Source organism: Bacillus sp. K7 (genome assembly GCF_053903245.1).
Genome location: NZ_CP096406.1, coordinates 408,792 through 427,958 on the forward strand (window position 1 = coordinate 408,792; position 19,167 = coordinate 427,958).

17 protein-coding genes and 2 pseudogenes are annotated in these 19,167 nt (G+C 45.5%); 11 read left to right on the top strand and 8 right to left on the bottom strand.

The window, feature by feature from the left end; all coding sequences use genetic code 11:
* Positions 1–131: 131 nt before the first annotated feature.
* From tcyC to bsdA, 4 genes are all read right to left on the bottom strand, one after another.
* A complete protein-coding gene (gene tcyC / locus M1D98_RS02045; protein ID WP_010330778.1) occupies positions 132–875 on the bottom strand; it encodes a cystine ABC transporter ATP-binding protein TcyC in 744 nt (247 codons plus the stop codon).
* A 13-nt stretch (positions 876–888) separates the two neighbouring features.
* Positions 889–1,593, bottom strand: coding sequence for a cystine ABC transporter permease TcyB (gene tcyB / locus M1D98_RS02050; protein ID WP_456279953.1), 705 nt, complete (start codon positions 1,591–1,593; stop codon positions 889–891).
* Positions 1,580–2,386, bottom strand: coding sequence for a cystine ABC transporter substrate-binding lipoprotein TcyA (gene tcyA / locus M1D98_RS02055; protein ID WP_010330780.1), 807 nt, complete (start codon positions 2,384–2,386; stop codon positions 1,580–1,582). The genes tcyB and tcyA overlap by 14 nt, the downstream gene beginning before the upstream one ends.
* Before the next feature lie 115 nt (positions 2,387–2,501).
* On the bottom strand, positions 2,502–3,374 hold the full coding sequence (bsdA, locus tag M1D98_RS02060; RefSeq protein WP_121641879.1) for a transcriptional regulator BsdA: 873 nt from the start codon (positions 3,372–3,374) through the stop codon (positions 2,502–2,504).
* Between the two features lie 88 nt (positions 3,375–3,462).
* Here bsdA and M1D98_RS02065 point away from each other — a divergent pair.
* The 5 genes and pseudogenes from M1D98_RS02065 to M1D98_RS02085 all read left to right on the top strand — a co-directional run.
* A pseudogene (locus tag M1D98_RS02065) lies at positions 3,463–4,078 on the top strand (non-oxidative hydroxyarylic acid decarboxylases subunit B).
* Positions 4,079–4,080: 2 nt separating this feature from the next.
* The gene (gene bsdC, locus M1D98_RS02070; protein WP_010330782.1) at positions 4,081–5,502 is read left to right on the top strand and encodes a phenolic acid decarboxylase BsdC; all 1,422 of its coding nucleotides are present in this window, start codon (positions 4,081–4,083) and stop codon (positions 5,500–5,502) included.
* Between the two features lie 16 nt (positions 5,503–5,518).
* The gene (locus M1D98_RS02075) at positions 5,519–5,746 is read left to right on the top strand and encodes a non-oxidative hydroxyarylic acid decarboxylases subunit D (protein WP_010330783.1); all 228 of its coding nucleotides are present in this window, start codon (positions 5,519–5,521) and stop codon (positions 5,744–5,746) included.
* Positions 5,743–6,207 carry a pyridoxamine 5'-phosphate oxidase family protein gene (locus M1D98_RS02080; RefSeq protein ID WP_268559641.1) on the top strand — a complete coding sequence of 155 codons (465 nt, stop codon included), beginning with the start codon at positions 5,743–5,745 and terminating at the stop codon, positions 6,205–6,207. The genes M1D98_RS02075 and M1D98_RS02080 overlap by 4 nt, the downstream gene beginning before the upstream one ends.
* A 145-nt stretch (positions 6,208–6,352) precedes the next feature.
* Positions 6,353–6,627: pseudogene (locus tag M1D98_RS02085) on the top strand (alpha/beta fold hydrolase); the annotation flags it as partial.
* Between the two features lie 43 nt (positions 6,628–6,670).
* Here the strand turns inward: M1D98_RS02085 and M1D98_RS02090 are convergent.
* Positions 6,671–8,149, bottom strand: a complete 1,479-nt coding sequence (locus M1D98_RS02090) for a peptide MFS transporter (protein ID WP_010330786.1) — start codon at positions 8,147–8,149, stop codon at positions 6,671–6,673.
* 279 nt (positions 8,150–8,428) lie between these two features.
* Here M1D98_RS02090 and M1D98_RS02095 point away from each other — a divergent pair, with 279 nt between their 5' ends.
* Positions 8,429–10,183: a right-handed parallel beta-helix repeat-containing protein gene (locus M1D98_RS02095; protein WP_456279954.1), complete on the top strand. Its 1,755-nt coding sequence runs from the start codon at positions 8,429–8,431 to the stop codon at positions 10,181–10,183.
* A gap of 2 nt (positions 10,184–10,185) precedes the next feature.
* Here the strand turns inward: M1D98_RS02095 and M1D98_RS02100 are convergent, their stop codons facing one another.
* A complete protein-coding gene (locus tag M1D98_RS02100) occupies positions 10,186–10,419 on the bottom strand; it encodes a hypothetical protein (protein ID WP_121641885.1) in 234 nt (77 codons plus the stop codon).
* Positions 10,420–10,544: 125 nt separating this feature from the next.
* On the opposite strand from M1D98_RS02100, the gene gerKA reads away from it, so the two are divergent.
* From gerKA to M1D98_RS02115, 3 genes are read left to right on the top strand one after another with little or no spacing between them, the layout of a single operon-like run.
* Positions 10,545–12,179 (top strand): spore germination protein GerKA, encoded by a 1,635-nt coding sequence (gene gerKA / locus M1D98_RS02105; protein ID WP_121641886.1) that lies wholly within the window; start codon positions 10,545–10,547, stop codon positions 12,177–12,179.
* Positions 12,169–13,395 (top strand): Ger(x)C family spore germination protein, encoded by a 1,227-nt coding sequence (locus M1D98_RS02110; protein ID WP_121641887.1) that lies wholly within the window; start codon positions 12,169–12,171, stop codon positions 13,393–13,395. The genes gerKA and M1D98_RS02110 overlap by 11 nt, the downstream gene beginning before the upstream one ends.
* A gap of 25 nt (positions 13,396–13,420) precedes the next feature.
* The gene (locus tag M1D98_RS02115) at positions 13,421–14,545 is read left to right on the top strand and encodes a spore germination protein (RefSeq protein WP_456279955.1); all 1,125 of its coding nucleotides are present in this window, start codon (positions 13,421–13,423) and stop codon (positions 14,543–14,545) included.
* 101 nt (positions 14,546–14,646) lie between these two features.
* On the opposite strand, the gene M1D98_RS02120 is transcribed toward M1D98_RS02115, so the two are convergent.
* Both M1D98_RS02120 and M1D98_RS02125 read right to left on the bottom strand, forming a co-directional pair.
* Positions 14,647–15,327: an ABC transporter ATP-binding protein gene (locus M1D98_RS02120; RefSeq protein WP_268559637.1), complete on the bottom strand. Its 681-nt coding sequence runs from the start codon at positions 15,325–15,327 to the stop codon at positions 14,647–14,649.
* A 15-nt stretch (positions 15,328–15,342) separates the two neighbouring features.
* The gene (locus M1D98_RS02125) at positions 15,343–16,809 is read right to left on the bottom strand and encodes an ABC transporter permease (RefSeq protein ID WP_121641889.1); all 1,467 of its coding nucleotides are present in this window, start codon (positions 16,807–16,809) and stop codon (positions 15,343–15,345) included.
* Between the two features lie 212 nt (positions 16,810–17,021).
* Here M1D98_RS02125 and yclJ point away from each other — a divergent pair, with 212 nt between their 5' ends.
* Entirely contained in the window at positions 17,022–17,705 is a 684-nt protein-coding gene (gene yclJ / locus M1D98_RS02130; RefSeq protein ID WP_010330794.1) for a two-component system response regulator YclJ, read from the top strand.
* Positions 17,692–19,107, top strand: coding sequence for an ATP-binding protein (locus tag M1D98_RS02135; RefSeq protein WP_456279956.1), 1,416 nt, complete (start codon positions 17,692–17,694; stop codon positions 19,105–19,107). Before yclJ ends, M1D98_RS02135 begins: the two co-directional genes overlap by 14 nt.
* Positions 19,108–19,167 lie beyond the last annotated feature (60 nt).

Sequence of the window (19,167 nt, forward strand, 5' to 3'; positions counted from 1 at the left end):
GCTCCAATGCTCGCCCTTCCTAGACTTCAAAGGTTTTCAATCACGCTGAAAATGACAAAATCCTAAAACGAAAATCGTTTTAGGATTTTGTCAACAATCTGAAACAGGGCACTGACGCCCTGTTTTTCTTTTTACAACGGGTTCAAAATCCGGTTCAAGAACCGCTGTGTCCGTTCTTCTTTTGGTGCGGAGAAGATTTGCTCCGGCGGTCCCTGTTCCACGATGACGCCGCCGTCAATGAAGACGACTTCGTCCGCCACATCCTGGGCGAATTTGATTTCGTGGGTTACAACGACCATGGTCCAGCCTTCATTGGCCAAATCCTTGATCACCTTCAGCACCTCTCCGACAAGTTCGGGGTCAAGAGCTGAGGTCGGTTCGTCAAACAGCATGAGTTCAGGCTGAATCGCAAGAGCGCGGGCGATGCCGACGCGCTGCTGCTGTCCTCCGGAAAGCTGGAACGGATATAAATTCATTTTGTCCTTCAGTCCGACTTTCTCAAGTAGCTGAATCGCTTCTTTTCTGACTTCCTCTTTGTTTCGTTTTTGCACCTGAACAGGGCCCTCCATCACGTTCTCAAGGGCTGTGCGGTGCGGGAACAGGTGATAGGCCTGAAACACCATTCCGGATTTCCGGCGAAGCTTTAGGATATCTGCCTGTTTCACCTTTTTAGAGAAATCAATGGAGAAATCGTCAAATGCAAGCTCCCCGCGATTGGGGATCTCGAGCGCGTTCAGGCAGCGGAGCAGCGTCGTTTTCCCTGAACCTGAGGGCCCAAGTATGGCGATGACTTTCCCTTTTTCAATCTTCATATCTATCTTTTTTAAAATTTCATTTTCACCGAATGATTTGTTTAATCCTGTTACGGTAAGCATACCCGGAACCTCCTTATTTGGCCACGTAGCGGTCAAGACGCCGTTCGATGACATGCTGGACGAGTGAAAGCAGGAAGCAGATCATCCAATAAATAAAGGCTGCTTCAATATAGATCACTAAAATCTGGTCAAGATTCCGCGCGCCGATTTCTTGGGCTTTTCTGAACAGTTCAGCGACCAGAATTTGAGAGGCGAGGGATGTATCTTTGATCAGGCTGATAAAGGTATTGGATAATGGCGGGATCGACACACGAAACGCCTGCGGCAAAATGACGCGGAACAGCGTTTTCTGATGGGTCATGCCAATTGTATAGCTGGCTTCCCACTGTCCTTTCGGCACGGATAAAATAGATGCCCGGATGATTTCAGATGCATAGGCGCCGACGTTAAGTGAAAAGGCGATCACTGCGCTTGGAAATGGATCTAATGTGATATTAAAGGCCGGGAACAGATAGAAAATGATGAACAATTGAACGAGAAGAGGAGTGCCGCGTATCGCGGATACGTATACGCTGAACACCCATCTCAAAGGTTTCATTTTCGACATTCTGGCAAGCGCTGTAATCAGCGCGATGATCATCCCAAATAGGAAGGAAAGAATCGTAAGGGGAATCGTATAGTAGATTCCCCCTGAAAGGATCGGCCAGAATGACTGCTGCACCAGATCCCACGGGATCGCCGTGCCAAGCGTCAATGCCGGCAGATTATTTAGAAACATCTTCGCCGAACCATTTTTTCGAAATGCTAGAAAGAGTCCCGTCCTCTTTCATTTCTTTTAATGCTTTGTTGACTTGATCCACAACCTCGCCGCTTCCTTTGCGGAATGCGAAATAGGTGAACTGCGGATCGCCTGTTTCAAAAGCGATTTTTACGTTTTTGTTGTCTGATGTTTTTAAGTAGTTCAATACAGCAAGCTTATCGTTGTATGTCATATCGACGCGGCCTTGCTGGATGAGCTGAAGGGATTGTGCCAAGCCTTCTACGCCTTCAACTTTCGCGCCTGCATCTGTAGCTAATTTGTTGTAATTGCTTGTCAGTGATTGTGCCGATGTTTTTCCTTTTACATCTGCTTCAGACTGAATATCGTTGTTGTCTTTTTTCGTCACGACAACGGCTCTTGAAGTTGTATATTTATCAGAGAAATCGTATTTGTCTTCACGGTCTGTTTTTCCGACTTGGTTGGCAATAACGTCAAACCGTTTGGAATTCAGGCCGGCAAACATACTATCCCATTGTGTTTCCTTAAAATCGACTTTCAGACCTAGGCGTTTTGCGGCTTCTGTAATGACTTCCACATCATAACCAGTCAGCTTATCAGTGTCTTTGTCGTGGAAAGTGAACGGTTCATATGTTCCTTCCGTACCGACTGTCAGCACACCTTTTTTCTTAATTGAAGCCCAAAGATCGCCGTCTTTGGCGTTGTCTTTTGACTGATTGTCATTTCCTGCTCCGCAAGCTGCGAGCACTGCAATGCTTACGATCATGAATAAAGCCAAAAATGCTTTTTTCATCATATTCCCCACTTTTCTGGTTGATTTTATTGAAATAAAAAATTAGCTTACAAATCTAAAGGATAACTTTTTTTTAGTATGAGTCAAGTAATTGGTTTTCATAAGGCGATTTCTCTTAAAATAAATCCAAAAATTGCTGTACCGGTTTTGGCAAATAACTGTCCGTTCTCCACATCACAGCCGGTTTCATGATAAAGGGATTGTTTTCGATACGAATGGTATGAACGTGGTTCCTCATATGAACAGGAATCATTGTGACGGGCAGAATAGAAGCGCCAAATCCGGATGAGACGAGGCTGAGCAAAGTTGCGGAATCGTGGCATTCACAAACAGTACGCGGCTCCAGATTCAAACGCTGAAATTCATTCATGACCTGATTATAGACGCCTTTTCCATTGACAGGCCGCAGCAGAATCAGCGGAAAGGAAGGGATGTCTTCCATTTTAATGGTGTCCCCGCACGGATATCCTGCTTCTTCTGAAAGCACAAGTACACATGGAATGTCATCAAGCTGTTTGAATTGGACCGTGTCGCTTTTGATCTGCGTCGTCGTGACCGCCGCATCGATTTGTCGGCTTTCCAGAAGTTCTAACAGTGTCGCGGGCTCATTTTCCCAAATGTTAAAGGTGAGGTGCGGGTATTTCTCTTTCATCTGTGTGACTTTTTCAAGCATCAGAGCGGCGCAATAAATCGTTGACCCCACAGCCAGCGTGCCGGCAACTTCCTCCTTCAGCTCTTGTACCTCGATGACGGCATCTTCAAATCTGTGCAGAATCTCTTTGGCTCTTTTCAGAAAAACAGTTCCTTCATATGTAAGCGTCATTTGTTTTTTCTTATTCCGGTCAAAGAGAATGACACCTAGCTCGTCCTCCAGCTGTTTCAGCTGTCTGCTTAAAGGCGGCTGTGCCATGTGGAGTTTTTTGGCGGCGGATGTGATTTTTTGTTCTTGGGCGATGGTAATAAAATATCGAAGCTGGCGAATGTCCAAAAAAAGCGCCTCCTCAGTATACCTTTTAGGTATGAAATATAGATTTTAGAGATATTTTTCATATGGATATATCAGGAGTATGATGGAAATGAAAGCGGAATTCAAGCGTAAAGGAGGGGGCAAAAATGAAACTCGTTGTCGGAATGACAGGGGCAACAGGGGCCATTTTCGGAGTCAGGCTGCTGGAGTGGCTGAAAGCGGCCGGAGTGGAAACCCATCTCGTTGTGTCTCCTTGGGCGAACGTCACGATCAAACACGAAACAGGTTATACCTTAAAACAAGTGGAACAGCTGGCTACATACACATATTCGCATAAGGATCAGGCTGCAGCCATTTCTAGCGGATCGTTTGATACCGATGGAATGATTGTCGCGCCATGCAGCATGAAATCTCTCGCAAGCATTCGCACCGGGATGGCGGATAATCTGCTGACACGTGCGGCGGATGTCATGCTCAAGGAGAGGAAAAAACTCGTCCTCTTAACGAGGGAGACGCCTTTGAACCAGATTCATCTCGAAAATATGCTAGCGCTTACGAAAATGGGCGCCATCATTCTTCCTCCAATGCCGGCCTTCTATAACCAGCCCGGCAGCTTAGAGGAAATGGTCGACCATATTGTATTCAGAACATTGGACCAATTCGGCACTCGCCTTCCTGAAGCGAAACGCTGGAATGGGATTGAAAAGCAAAAAGGAGGAGCTTGATCATGGCTTATCAAGATTTCAGAGAATTTCTCACTGCCCTTGAAAAAGAAGGGCAGCTGCTGACAGTGAAGGAAGAGGTAAAGCCGGAGCCTGATTTAGGGGCCGCGGCACGAGCAGCCAGCAATCTTGGAGATAAAAGCCCCGCGCTTTTATTTAACAACATTTACGGCTATCACAATGCACAAATTGCGATGAATGTAATCGGTTCCTGGCCGAACCATGCAATGATGCTCGGCATGCCGAAAGACACGCCAGTAAAAGAACAGTTTTTTGAATTCGCCAAGCGTTATGAACAGTTCCCAATGCCGGTCAAACGTGAGGAAACAGCGCCGTTTCATGAAAATGAAATCACAGAAGACATCAATTTGTTCGATATCCTGCCTCTTTTCAGGATTAACCAAGGGGACGGCGGCTACTATTTAGATAAAGCATGTGTCATTTCCCGCGATCTTGAAGACCCTGAGAATTTCGGCAAACAAAACGTCGGCATTTACAGAATGCAGGTCAAAGGAAAAGACCGCCTTGGCATTCAGCCTGTGCCGCAGCACGATATTGCGATCCATTTGCGTCAAGCTGAAGAACGCGGCATCAATCTTCCAGTCACGATTGCGCTGGGCTGTGAGCCGGTTATTACAACGGCGGCGTCGACTCCGCTTCTCTATGATCAATCAGAATACGAAATGGCAGGCGCAATTCAAGGCGAGCCGTATCGCATCGTCAAATCTAAGCTGTCTGATCTTGATGTTCCATGGGGCGCTGAAGTTGTGCTTGAAGGTGAAATCGTGGCCGGAGAACGTGAATATGAAGGCCCGTTTGGTGAATTCACAGGCCACTATTCCGGCGGACGCAGCATGCCAATTATCAAAATTAAACGCGTATATCATAGAAACAATCCAATTTTTGAACATTTATACTTAGGCATGCCTTGGACAGAATGCGATTACATGATCGGCATTAACACTTGTGTGCCGCTTTATCAGCAGTTAAAAGAAGCGTATCCGAATGAAATTGTCGCTGTGAACGCCATGTACACACACGGTTTAATCGCGATTGTTTCCACAAAAACCCGCTATGGCGGATTTGCAAAAGCAGTCGGTATGCGCGCACTCACAACACCGCACGGACTCGGCTACTGCAAAATGGTCATTGTTGTTGACGAGGATGTCGACCCATTCAATCTGCCGCAGGTCATGTGGGCGCTTTCGACTAAAATGCATCCAAAACACGACGCGGTCATCATTCCAGACTTATCTGTCCTGCCGCTTGACCCTGGATCTAATCCATCAGGGATCACTCACAAAATGATTCTGGACGCCACTACGCCGGTTGCGCCGGAAACAAGAGGCCATTATTCACAGCCGCTTGATTCACCATTAACAACGAAAGAATGGGAACAAAAATTAATGGACTTGATGAATAAATAAGGAAAGGATGATCGATATGCATACATGTCCTCGATGCAATTCAAAAAAGGGAGAAGTCATGAGCAAATCGCCCGTAGAAGGCGCCTGGGAAGTTTATCAGTGCCAAACATGCTTTTTTACATGGAGATCCTGTGAGCCGGATAGCATTACAAACCCGGCGAAATACAATCCGGCGTTTAAAATTGATCCGAGTGAAACAGAAACAGCAGTTGAAGTTCCGGCTGTGCCGGAACGAAAGGCTTGATCAGCGTGAACTGTCTATCAGACCGCCTGTTTGAGCTGCTTGACGGGAATCGCTTGGATGAGAAGCAGCATGAGGCTTTCGTTCTGCAAACGGTATCGGATGATGGCTGGCCGCATGCCGCCATGATTAGCGTGGGTGAAATCATCGCTCTCAGCCGAACAGAAATTCGAATCGCTCTGTGGAAAAACACAGCGACTGCAGCCAACATCCGTCGCAGAGGAAAAGCGCAGTTTATGGCATGGTGGAAGGGAGCCGCCCATTATGTGAAGCTGCAATGCGAGCCTTTGCCGTCTTTGAAAGAATCCGAATATGACAGAGACCGTTTTGCCTGCCGCATCGTTTCGGTGAAGGAGGATGTGGCGAAATATGCAGATTTGACTTCCGGTGTCCGAATCCAGCTTCACAGCCCTGAAGAGGTGCTGAAAAGATGGGAAAAGACACGAAAGGAATTGAAACGGTAATATGACAGAGCCTGACGCCATACGTCTAGCTTTTATTTTTAATAAAAATGAAATGGGGGCCGCGCGTAGAAGATTGTCTTGTTAAGGTCGCCACATATTTACAATGAATCTCTCCTTTTGGAGGGATTTTTTCATTACTATAGATGAAGGTGTTTTCACCAATATGCCGATTATTGAAGAATGATGGGGGCATACATTTGCCCAGCTCGATCTTGTTGAGCGGTTATCTGATGTTCAAGTACCGGTTTACATCGATTTAGGAAGATATGATTATCTGGTTGGGCCTGTTACATTGTGGGATGCTGTTGACGGTTTATATGCCCATGTGAAGAAGGTTGTTTTTGAGGGTAGCGGCCATCAGCCGGTGCTGGAAGAACCGCAAGCCTTTGATCAAAGCTCAGCAAATGGATGGAAAAATAAAAAAACAGCCCGTGGGATCAAAAATCCGCGGGCTGTTTTCTTATTATAAGACCCCTTTCATCGCACGCTTGATAATTGGCGAAAGCAGCAGCAGAATGCCGCCGAGCACGATAGAAATCAAGCCGATGGTACCGAAGTAAGTTGTTTCAGGAATTTTATCAAACAATCCGGCTACTTGGGCATTGATTGCTTGGGCGGCTGCGTTAGTCAAAAACCACATGCTCATTGTTTGTGCAGAGAATGCAGCTGGCGCCAGTTTCGTTGTGACGGATAAACCGACTGGAGACAGGCACAGCTCTCCAAGCACGACAAGCAGGAAGCTGAGAACGAGCCAAAGCGGGCTTACGAGTGCATCTTTCCCTTGCATAGCCGGGAATACCATAATGATAAATGACAGTCCGGCTAGAATAATTCCGATTGAGAATTTAACTGGTGTGGACGGCTGGCGTTTGCCAAGCTTCATCCATAACCAAGCGAAAATTGGCGCGAAAATGACGACAAACAATGGATTTAATGATTGGAACCAAGATGACTGAAGTTCTAATCCGCCCAATGAAAGCTTTATGCGTTCATCAGCGTAAACCGCAAGAATGGTTGCTCCCTGTTCCTGAATGGCCCAGAACATGACAGCGCCGATAAATAAAGGAATGTAAGCGGCAAGACGAGATTTTTCAGTTTTGTCCGCTTTTTTGCTAGTAAACATGATGATGAAATAAACAATAGGGATCAGAATACCGAGAATACTCACAAGGTCGATGAAACGATTGATCGTCAGCACGCCTGTTTGTACAGAGACCATCACTGCGATCGCTAAAATGATAATACCGATTCCAGTGCCAATCGCAGATTTTTTAGACAGCGGATTCGGCACATTTGAGCCTGCAAGCCCTAGGTTTTTCTTTCTTGTTACAGCATATACGATAAGTCCGAGAAGCATTCCGACTGCGGCCACTCCGAAGCCAAGATGATAGTTGTACTTCTGTCCGAGTGTTCCGACAATTAACGGCGCGAGCAAACCGCCGAGGTTAATCCCCATGTAGAAAATACTAAAACCTGAGTCGCGGCGCGGGTCTTCTTTCGTGTAAAGATCTCCAACCACGCTTGAAACGTTTGGTTTTAATAAGCCTGTTCCGATAATGATAAGCGCCATGCTGATATAGAATGCTGTCGCGCTGCCCGGAAAGGCGAGTGCAATGTGGCCGAACATAATGAATATGCCGCCGTAAAACACGGTGTTTGCGGTTCCGAATACCCGGTCAGCAAGCCATCCGCCTATAATAGTCGACATGTATACGAGAGATCCGTAAATTGACATAATGGCTACCGCTGTGCCTTTGTCAAAGCCAAGCCCTCCGTTTACCGTCTCTGTATACAAATAGTAAAGTAAGATTGCTCTCATTCCATAGTAAGAGAAACGTTCCCAAAATTCGGTGAAAAAGAGCGTAAATAGTCCCCTCGGGTGACCAAAGAACCCTTTTTGCGGGACGCTTTTAATGATACTTTCGTTATCAATTGAAGCCATGTCAGCCAAACCCTTTCTTAAAAAAGTGTATTATAAAAATCATATTCTTATATAATACTTGTGTCAATATAATTTATACGCATTTCAAATAGTTCCATAATGGAAAAATTGTAACAGTATAAAAATAGTGATTTTATCCTAATGATTAAGTCCTTTTTCCGTAAGATTTTCTAACAAAACGATTCCTTTATATTTTTTCAATAAAATTTTAGAAAAATGTACAAGCGGATCGGGCCGTTATGCGTATCATGATAGTATCATGAAGAAGGAGGCTCGCAATTGGCTGAATTCATATTAAATGCGGCTGATTTCGGTGTTTCAGGAGATGGCACAACGGATTCAACAGAAATGATTAATCAATGCCTCAGTACCGCTGTTTTGAAAGGATATCATACGGTCTGGTTTCCAAAGGGAACATATCTAATAGACGGAACGCTTGGAGGTGATCCCAATCAGAGGTTTCGAAACGCGGGGATAAAGGTTCCTGCCAACCTTGAGATTGTGATGGACCCCGAGTGTATCATGAAAGTCATTCCGAACAGTTCGTGGGGTTATTCCGCATTTTATGTAGGCAAGCAAGAGAATATAACCATTTCCGGAGGACAAATCATCGGCGATCGCGATGAGCATACGTATGCGTCCGCGGGCATCAGGTCAACCCATGAATGGGGCTTCGGCATATGTATTGAAGGATGTTCGAATGTTGTGATTGATGATGTCAAAATTTCTGATTTTACCGGAGACGGGATCATTGTCAGTCCGAGAGGATTAAAGACAAATGATGATTATCGAACGTCAGAGCATGTCACCATCAGCCGCTGTGAGGTTCGGCGGTCGAGAAGGAATAACATTTCCATTACCGGATGTGACATGGTCACAGTGGAGGGATGCTTGATTGAGGACGCCGGAACGGGAAATGGAACAGCGCCTAAGTTCGGAATTGACCTAGAAGGATATGGCGAAGGTGATATTGATTATGAAGAACCGGTCAATGTATCCATTCGCAATAACCATTTTACGGGGAATGTTTCGAGTTCTGTGACCAACTTTAACGGGTACGGCATTTCAATAGAAGGTAACCACTCAGACAATACGATCAGCTATGGGTATGGAACGCAAACGGTGATCAAAGGAAATATTCTCAGATGGGAGAAAGACGCGGCTGCCGCGCCTAGAGTCGGGATTACGGGACTCGGTGTGTCACAAGGAAAAGAGAGCAGTGATGCGGTCATCGCCGGCAACCTCATTACCGGGTTTTCAACAGGGATTGATGTCAGGGGAAAGAGCGTGCTTGTCACGAACAACAAAATCAGCAACTTTCAAAACACAGGCATATTGGTTTATCAGTCTTCCGACGTAAAGGTGGATGGCAACCAGATTCAAAACGGATTGTCTGAAACAAGGCGCAGCACCGGCCTTCGCGCAGTGCTGTCAGATGATACCGCATTTTTGAATAACTGCCTCATTCAAGTCATTGACGGCGTGAACATTTCCGGCGGCGATATGATCATAAAAGATAATGTGATGAGAAAATTCAGCCGGGGGATCTGGATCGCTCAAGGAAACGCCGTGATTGAAGGAAATACAATGATCCCCGATGCGTTTGAAGGCGCCTTGGAGTCGTATACCATTTCCGTCACGAACAATGCGAGCGCTATTATCAAAAACAACACATGTAAAGCGTTTAAAAACTACCCGATCTACTGTTCAACAAGGGCGAAAACCTCAATTATCGGCAACCATTTTGAGAGATCTCCGCTTTTGGTCACCATCTATATCAACGCTGGTGTGCATGAGATTTTTGATAATACCATTTCAGTCAACAGAACAGCTGGAAATCCGATTGTGATATATGTTAACGATTCAGCAGGCTCTATCATCTCTGGAAACACCATCAATAACCTCTCCGCAGGCACGGCGACAGCCATCCAAACAAACACCTCAACCAATTCCAAAATCATCGGCAACCACATTTTCAAAGGAACCATCAGCAAACATAGCAGTGATACCACAGACGGCAATATCATCGCCTAAAATTAGCGCCCCGCCTTGGGGTTCTTTTTTTTCGACTTATACATCAAGAATATTTCTCTGCTCAATTCCAAAGTGAAAAATAAAATCACGATCGATTCAGCAAACGTTGTCATCTTAAAGCTGGATATATTGTTGAATAGGGATTTTGTCAAACTGAATCCTTGCAGCGTGTCCATGAATACAGAAATAAATAACAGACAAAACAATAAAAGCGCTGTCACGCCTAATATCTTCATGATTGATCACCCTCCGCCTTTTAGTTTCTGTCTTTATCAGAGAGTTATACTGCCCGTCGGACACATGCATAAACTTAACGCCTAAAGGGAGAATATGAGAAAACGACAAAGAAAGGTATTTGTGTATGCCTTTATTTTCCAACCGGAAGAACAATACCGATTCAAAAGACAAACAGAATACAGAAGAAAAGAATCACGAACAGCAGCAAGAAAGAGAAAGGCCTGTACTCATTTCCGCAAGTTTGACAAAAAACATAGCGGAAATGAAGAAGGAAGTCGGAAGCAGCGCTGATGTCATCATTCGCGAGATCAAAATCGGTGAACAGGATCGTGTCCGCCTCGCCGTTATTTATATCGCGGGTTTGATTGATAATAACACGCTTCATGAATCCTTAATTGAGCCTTTGGTTGAGAGCCCGTCCATCCAAAATCCTCATGCCATCCAGCAGATTCTCGAAAAAACGCTTCCGCTGGGCGGGGTGAAAGCGAATGGGAATTGGGACAAGCTTTTTTCTGAATTGATGCTAGGCAATGCGCTGGTTTTTGCAGATGGATCTGAAGAAGCGCTGATCTGCAGCACACAGGGCGGAGAGCAGCGCTCCATCCAAGAGCCTAGCACCCAGGTGTCGTTCCGCGGTCCGCGGCAAGGGTTTACAGAGTCTCTTCAGACCAATATTTCCATGATCCGCCGATACATCAAAAATCCGAATGTATGGGTAGAGAAAATGAAAATCGGATCTGTAACACATACAGATGTCGCGCTAATGTACATTCATGGCATTTGCGAGGAAAAGGTGCTGAAAGAAGTTCGCTCTCGCCTGAAAAAAATAGATATTGACAGTATTTTAGAGTCGGGATATATCGAGCAGCTGATTGAAGATGAAACATTTACAACGTTTCCGACCATGTATCATACAGAACGTCCTGATGTTGTAGCGGGAAATCTGTTGGAAGGAAGATTTGCGATTGTTGTGGACGGAACGCCGTTTGTTCTTATTGCTCCTGCCTTATTTGTTCAATTCTTTCAATCGGTTGAAGATTATTATTCGCGTTTTGACATTGCGACGAGCATACGGATTCTGCGGGTTCTAGTCTTTTTTATTTCGCTTGTGGCACCGGCTGTTTATGTGGCAGCCACGACGTTTCACCAGGAAATGATCCCGACACAGCTGTTGGTTGTCATTGCCGCCCAGCGGGAAATTGTTCCATTCCCCGCTGTTGTCGAAGCACTCACGATGGAGGTTGCTTTTGAGATCCTCAGAGAAGCGGGAGTCAGGCTGCCCCGTGTCGTCGGCTCGGCGGTATCTATCGTAGGTGCGCTTGTTATCGGCCAGGCTGCTGTACAGGCTGGCATCGTTTCTCCGGCCATGGTCATCATCGTTGCTCTTACGGCTATTGCCAGCTTTGCAACACCGGCGTTTGCGATGGCGATTTCAGCCCGGCTTATTCGGTTCATCTTTATTATTGCTGCGGCTGTTATGGGATTTTACGGGCTGATTTTGGGGATCATTGTGATGTTTGTTCATTTATGCAGCCTTCGTTCCTTTGGGGTCCCTTATATGTCCCCGCTTGCTCCTTTTTCTTCTCAAGGCGTAAAGGACACGCTGTTTAGGGTGCCGTGGTGGGCTGATGAAAAACGGCCGGAATCAATCACCAAGAAAGATAAAGTGCGCCAGTCAAAACATCAGCGGCCTGTGCCGGACGCTTCACGCGGAATGGTGAACAAAGAAATGGAAGAAGGGGATAAGGATGATACGTAATCGTGTATTAGCCATTATCATGCTTTTGAGCATCATTGTGCTGCCCGGCTGCTGGGATAAGCGGGAACTGACAGATTTAGCGATTATTTCTGCGATAGGCATCGATAGGACAAATGAAGGAAACTATGTACTGCATTTTCAAATTATCAATCCCGGAAATGTAGCCGGCGGGCTTCAGGGCGGCGGTGCGGGAGACAGGCCGCCTGTATCCGTTTATTCGATTGAAGGAGACAACATGACGGAAGCGCTGAGAAAAGCCTCCATGAAGGTATCGAGACGGCTTTACTTTGCCCATACGAACCTGATCGTGATCAGTGAAAAGCTGGCGAAAGAGGAAGGCTTGGATTTTGTGTTAGATAATCTTGACCGTGACACAGAGTTCAGGACAACGGCCACAGTGGTCATCGCTCATAAAACGAAAGCGGAAAATATTGTAAAAACCCTGACGCCGATTGATAAAATTCCGTCTAATAAAGTCAATAAAACACTCGACTTTACACAGGCGCAGTATGGAAGGGTCATTAAAACGAATATTCAGGACGTCATAAAAACCCTTGCTGCTTCGACACAAGCGCCAGTCATACCCGGGTATTTGATGATCGGTGACAGCAAAAAGGGGATCAGCCTGGAAAACACACAGGCAACCGATCCTAAAGCGATTCTTCAGGCAAACGGTTTAGCGGTATTCGATAAAAAAGGCCATTTAAAATATTGGATTGAAGATGATACGGTGAGCTCCGGTGTGGTTTGGCTTTTGAACGAGATTGAGCATACGTTTATTAATGCCGATTGGGGCAAGACAAAGGATGCGGTAAGCTTACAAATCACACACCAAGACACCAAGCTAAGCCCCGAGATGCGCAACGGCCGCCCGCGAATTCATGTTCATGTCACTGTCGAGGGCATCATAGACGCTGTCAAATATCCGTTTCAATTGTCCGATCCAAAGGTGCTGGCCGGTATTGAAAAAGCGTTGAACAAAGAATTGGAAGATGAAATCAGCAGAACAGTGAAAACCATTAAAAAGAACAAAGTAGATTTTATCGGATTTGGCGAGACGATATTTAGAAAGTATCCGAAGCAGTGGGAAAAAATGAAAGACACATGGGACAAAGAGTATTTGCCTGAACTTCCTGTCGATGTGAAGGCGGAGATATATATCAGAAGAACGGGATTACGCAATAACCCGATCAGGCACCAGCTCGGCCATGAATAGGCCTTGGAGAAAGGGGAAGTGACAGATGGAAAAAGCTCAAATCAGCATCAGGCAGCTGTTTGTCATGATTATCATTTTTGAGCTGGGCAGCTCCTTATTGATTACCCCGGGGACGATGGCGGGCCGTGATGCCTGGATAGCAGTGCTTTTGGGCTGTGCGGCCGGTTTGTTTCTGTTTTATTTGTATCAGGGCATATACCAATGCTATCCGGACTTTTCTCCGAAAGAATATATGGATGATATGCTCGGCACCAAGCTCAGCTGGATTTTTTCATTTCTCTATATCTTATACTTTGCCTATATTGCCGCACGGGTGCTGCGTGACTTCGGAGAAATGCTCCTGACGTTTGCGTACCATGATACACCTATTATTATCCTCAATGCGCTATTAATGGGCGTAAGCATTTACGCGGTCAGAAAAGGAATTGAAGTGCTGGCCCGGTCAGCGGAACTTCTTTTTGGGGCCATGTATTTATTGGGTGCGTTCGGTCTCGTATTGCTTATTGTATCAGGCTCTGTAGAACCGCAAAATTTAAAGCCGGTTTTAGCAGATGGTTTTTCTCCTATCATTCATTCCGTCTTAACACAAACGATGTATGTGCCATTTGGTGAGGTTGTACTATTTGTGATGATTTTTCCTTATCTCAGTGATCGTAAAGGTGTAAAAAAAACGGGAATGCTTGCCATGATCATCAGCGGAATGGTTGTGACGCTAACTGTGGCGATTAATATCAGCGTGCTTGATGTTGATTTGACATTAAGATCCCAGTTTCCGCTATTAAGCACCATTCAGACAATCAAGGTTGAAGAATTTTTAGACCGTCTCGATGTCTTTTTTATGCTGGCGCTGATTATCGGAGGTTTCTTTAAGGTCAGCCTTTATTTATACGCGGTGGTTGTGGGCACGTCCACGCTCTTTAAGGAAAAGAACCCTTCTCAATTGGCTTATCCGATGGGATTTGGCATCTTACTCCTTTCCATTACGATTGCGACTAACTTTTCGGAGCATTTGAACGAAGGCTTGAAGGTGGTGCCGCTCTATATTCATTTGCCCTTTCAGCTTTTGTTTCCGCTTTTCTTGTTTATCATAGCCGTTTGGAAAAAGAAGCGAAGAGAGAAAGTAAAGTCATCGGAAGAAAAGAAACAGTAAAAAGAGCGGGGGATGCAGCCGCCGCTCTTTTTACGTTCACTTCTATATAAAAGGGGGATATAGGGTGCGCCCCTGTCTGCACTGGCAGAGGCGCGTTTTTGTTATACGACTGCGGCGTTTTCCTTCACAGTAAAGCTTCCTCTTGAAAGCCTGATATTGATGTCCGATACTTTCGCAATTTGCTCATCGTGCGTTACCATGATGACGCATTTCTTTTCCTTGTGTGCCAGATCTTGAAAGAGCCGCACGATTTCTTTTGATGTATCCTCATCAAGGTTCCCTGTCGGTTCATCGGCTACGATGAGATCCGTGTCACAGCAGAAAGCTCTTGTAATTGATACCCGCTGCTGCTGTCCGCCGCTTAGTGTCAGCACTTTTTGCCGGGCTTGTTTTTCATTGATGCCGACCTTCTGCAGCATCTCCAGCGCGTACGCTTCTTTATTCTTTTCTTTAGAACCCGTGATTTCCATGGCGGTCGTGATGTTTTGAAGAGCCGTCATATATGGCAGCAGGTTGTACGCCTGAAAGACAATGGATACAAATTGATTTCTGAAATTGGTTAATCCGATTTTGGAAACGGCTTTTCCGTTGTAAAGGATCGTTCCTTCTTTTGGTGCGTCAAGTCCGCCTGCCAGAGACAGAAAAGTGGTTTTCCCTGTCCCTGATGTGCCGTTGATTGTATAAAATTTTCCTTTTTGAAAGCTGATGTTGATATCCTGAAACAATGGCTGGCTCTTATCTTTATACCAGTAACCCACTTGTTGAAATTCTAATAAGCTCATAGGTTTCGCCTCTTTCTATTCCTGTTTTGTCAAGATCGTTTTCGGGTGGAGCCGCAGTACTGAAATAGACGGCAGCAATGTTGCGATGATCGCGATGAAGATGCCGATTCCGCCAAGAACTAGCATGTCGTTCATAGAAACAGCGACGTTCAGTGAATCAATGACATCCGCGTTTGCCGAGCTGTGGCCGAACATTCCGCCGCCCATACGACCGCCGCCAGGCATTTGCCCGTTTTGGCCGTTTACGGATTGCGTTGAATCGGTTGATGAACTGATCTGCTGGGATAAAAGCTGATTGCCGAGCTGGTTTGCGACTAGGCTTCCCGTTACTGATGCAAGGCCGATGGCGATAACGGCCACGATCAGAATCTCAGTTAAAAACTGTCCGATCAATTTCCATCGTTTTTCACCGATGGCCATTAACACGCCCATCTCATATTTGCGCTCTCTGATTGACATCATAACAATCAGGCCGAGAATGACTGCGCCTGCCGCTGACACAAGATACACGACGTTTTTAGAGAATGAAGCTACATTTTCGATCGGGCCGACCATTTGCTGGTAAAGCTGATCGTTTGTATTCAGTGTGTACGTATCGAAGTCAATGGATGTTTTCTTTGCTGCTTTTACGAAAGCATCCATATTTTTGGCATCGTCCATATAATAAACAGCCGAATCAATGGTGTTTTTATAGTCGTCACCTTTCAGCGCCGCTGTTGCTGTATAAGGTGTGTAAAGCTTATTGTAAGGATTTAAGAAAGAGAAATTCTGGGCTTGGTCATCGCCTGAAGACGTTGTTTTATAGATGCCGACAACCTTCAGCTTCACCGTTGTATCCTCATCGGTTGCTGACTCAATTGTGATCGAATCGCCAACGCTTATATCATTTTCTTCCGCCAATGTTTCATTCACCACTGTTACTTTTTTGCCGACGTCTGATTTTGTAATCGCACGTCCGTCAGTGATTTTTGAATCTCCGTCAGAGAATTCATCAACTAACGCTGTGCTGACGACACCTTCAATCGAAAGATCGGCTTGAACCATTTGCGGTCCGCCTTGTCCGCCGCCTTGGCTGTTTTTCGTATTTGAGCTCGAACTGCTTGAGCTGGAATTACTTGAGCTTGAGCTTTCAATCGCATCAAAGTTTCCCGCGTTGGCTGAAGCCGAATTAATGTAGTTGTAGCTCTTCACATGATCAAGTGCAGCTAGTTTATTCGCATCAGACACTTTGATCGGTGTTGATTCGAAACTGCGTTTTTCCCCGCTGTCCTGCTGTTTTTCCATTTGTTTTTGGCGGTCAACTTGGAGCGTCACGCTTCCGCCGAGTTCCTGTCTGGCCAATTCGCTTGATTTTTGTGCTGCCGACTGGATGGTGAGGCCTGACAGAACAAAGACACATATGACTGTAAACACAAATAATTGCAAGAACGTTTTTCCCTTTTTCGCCTTCATATTCCAAAAGGCCCGTTTGATGAAGTTCATGTATGTTCCTCCGTATAGGTATTTTTATTGATAAGGCCGCCTGTGGGGCGGGCCCGCTTGCTGATAAATGAATAGTAGCCCAAAGGTATGAAAAAACTATGAACAATCTATTTCTAGTCGATGAAATAAAAACTAACAATTGTGAAACACAAAACCTTCTGGCTCAAATGGTGCTATTATAGAAAAAAGCATCACAACAACCGGAGGATATAATGAAAATATTAATGATAGAAGATAATGTTAGTGTATGTACGATGACGGAGATGTTCTTTTTTAAGGAAGGTTTTGAAGCTGAATTCGTCCATGACGGGTTAGAGGGGTACCAGCGTTTTACGGAGGAAAATTGGGATCTGATCATTTTGGACATTATGCTTCCGTCTATGGACGGCGTGACCATCTGCAGAAAAATAAGAGAGACAAGCACGGTGCCGATTATCATGCTGACTGCCAAAGACACTGAATCAGACCAGGTTATCGGTTTTGAGATGGGAGCGGACGATTATGTCACGAAGCCGTTCAGTCCGCTGACATTGGTTGCCCGCATCAAAGCCGTTATCAGAAGGTACCAGGCGACAGGCAAGGCGGTTATGGATGATGATAGAATCGAGACGGAATGCTTTATTATTAATAAGAAGACAAGAGAAGTGTTTTTAAACGGAGAACCTGTGAAAAACCTCACGCCGAAGGAATTCGATCTGCTTTATTATCTTGTCCAAAATCCGCGGCAAGTGTTCTCCAGAGAGCAGCTGCTTGAACAGGTTTGGGGCTATCAGTTCTACGGAGATGAGCGAACGGTAGACGTTCATATTAAACGGCTGCGGAAAAAGCTTGCCAGCGAGGAAAAGCCTTTCCTATATACGGTGTGGGGAGTAGGGTATAAATTTGATGAAGATTAAATATTTATATCAGCTGCTGCTGAGCCATATCAGCATTTTGATTTTAGCGTTTGTCATTATCATTTCTCTCTTTTCCCACTTTGTAAAAGAGTTTGCCTATCAAAACAAAGTAGAGGAATTGACGTCATACGCGGTGCAGATCGCAAACGAATTCCAAGGCGGCCAGATTGATATGCACAGGCTGTACCCGTATCAGGATTTGCTGGGCACGAGAAAGACACAATTCATGCTCTTTGATGAAAAGCAACGCCCTTACTTCATGCCCGAAGGTTTTCCGCCAAGAGAAAAGCTGAAGAAATCTGAGTGGAGTAAGCTGAAGAAAGGGCAGACTGTCATGATCAGAGCGGATGGCCGTTTTGATGATGAAGTGTCTCTTGTGGCGCAGCCTATTTATGTCCAGAACGAATTTAAAGGTGCCGTTATGCTGATTTCTCCGATCAGCGGTGTTGAACAGATGGTCAATCAGGTCAATCTCTATATGTTTTATGCCGTGATCAGCACGCTTGCCATTTCCATTCTCGTCAGCTGGCTGCTATCGAAATTCCATGTGAAACGGATTGAAAAACTGAGAGAAGCGACGGATAAGGTAGCTTCCGGCGATTATGACATTCACTTGGAAAGCAGCTACGGGGACGAAATCGGCGTACTGGCGTCTGACTTTACGATCATGGCGAAAAAATTAAAGCAATCAAGAGATCAAATCGACCGCCTTGAGAAGCGGAGAAGGCAGTTTATCGCTGACGTATCACACGAACTAAAAACACCGCTGACGACGATCAACGGCTTGGTTGAAGGGCTGAACAGCCATACGATTCCTGAAGATAAGAAGGAAAAATGCTTCTCGCTCATCAGTGAGGAAACGAAGCGCATGCTGCGGCTTGTCAAAGAAAATCTGGACTATGAAAAAATCAGATCGCAGCAAATTACGTTGAACAAGCTCGATGTTCCGCTGATTGAGGTTTTTGAAATTGTGAAAGAACACTTGGAACAGCAGGCGGAAGAAAGGCAAAACAAGCTGGCGATTCAGGTAGAGGATCACGTCATTGTTCATGCCGATTACGACCGGCTCATTCAAATCCTCGTCAACATAACAAAAAACAGCATCCAATTTACGGAAAACGGCAACATTTGGCTGCGCGGAATAGAGGGATATAAAGAGACGATTATCGAAATTGAAGATACGGGAATCGGCATCTCCAAAGAGGATATTGAGCATATTTGGGAGCGGTTCTACAAAGCTGATATTTCGAGAACGAACACGGCGTACGGGGAATACGGGCTCGGTCTCTCCATCGTCAAGCAGCTCGTTGAAATGCATCAGGGCACAGTAGAAATTAAGAGTGAAAAAGGAAAAGGCACAACATTCATCATCCGCCTTCCTATAACGGCAAAACAGCCATAACATACAGGGCGGCGCATCCTCAGATGCATCCGCCTTTTTTTTGCACACCGCTTCGGTTGA

What these genes read in the sequence shown, in the direction of transcription:
- tcyC (WP_010330778.1), bottom strand. Translation starts at nt 875, where the DNA reads ATGCTTACCGTAACAGGATTAAACAAATCATTCGGTGAAAATGAAATT.
- tcyB (WP_456279953.1), bottom strand. Translation starts at nt 1,593, where the DNA reads ATGTTTCTAAATAATCTGCCGGCATTGACGCTTGGCACGGCGATCCCG.
- tcyA (WP_010330780.1), bottom strand. Translation starts at nt 2,386, where the DNA reads ATGAAAAAAGCATTTTTGGCTTTATTCATGATCGTAAGCATTGCAGTG.
- bsdC (WP_010330782.1), top strand. Translation starts at nt 4,081, where the DNA reads ATGGCTTATCAAGATTTCAGAGAATTTCTCACTGCCCTTGAAAAAGAA.
- M1D98_RS02075 (WP_010330783.1), top strand. Translation starts at nt 5,519, where the DNA reads ATGCATACATGTCCTCGATGCAATTCAAAAAAGGGAGAAGTCATGAGC.
- M1D98_RS02090 (WP_010330786.1), bottom strand. Translation starts at nt 8,149, where the DNA reads ATGGCTTCAATTGATAACGAAAGTATCATTAAAAGCGTCCCGCAAAAA.
- M1D98_RS02100 (WP_121641885.1), bottom strand. Translation starts at nt 10,419, where the DNA reads ATGAAGATATTAGGCGTGACAGCGCTTTTATTGTTTTGTCTGTTATTT.
- gerKA (WP_121641886.1), top strand. Translation starts at nt 10,545, where the DNA reads ATGCCTTTATTTTCCAACCGGAAGAACAATACCGATTCAAAAGACAAA.
- M1D98_RS02110 (WP_121641887.1), top strand. Translation starts at nt 12,169, where the DNA reads ATGATACGTAATCGTGTATTAGCCATTATCATGCTTTTGAGCATCATT.
- M1D98_RS02115 (WP_456279955.1), top strand. Translation starts at nt 13,421, where the DNA reads ATGGAAAAAGCTCAAATCAGCATCAGGCAGCTGTTTGTCATGATTATC.
- M1D98_RS02120 (WP_268559637.1), bottom strand. Translation starts at nt 15,327, where the DNA reads ATGAGCTTATTAGAATTTCAACAAGTGGGTTACTGGTATAAAGATAAG.
- M1D98_RS02125 (WP_121641889.1), bottom strand. Translation starts at nt 16,809, where the DNA reads ATGAACTTCATCAAACGGGCCTTTTGGAATATGAAGGCGAAAAAGGGA.
- yclJ (WP_010330794.1), top strand. Translation starts at nt 17,022, where the DNA reads ATGAAAATATTAATGATAGAAGATAATGTTAGTGTATGTACGATGACG.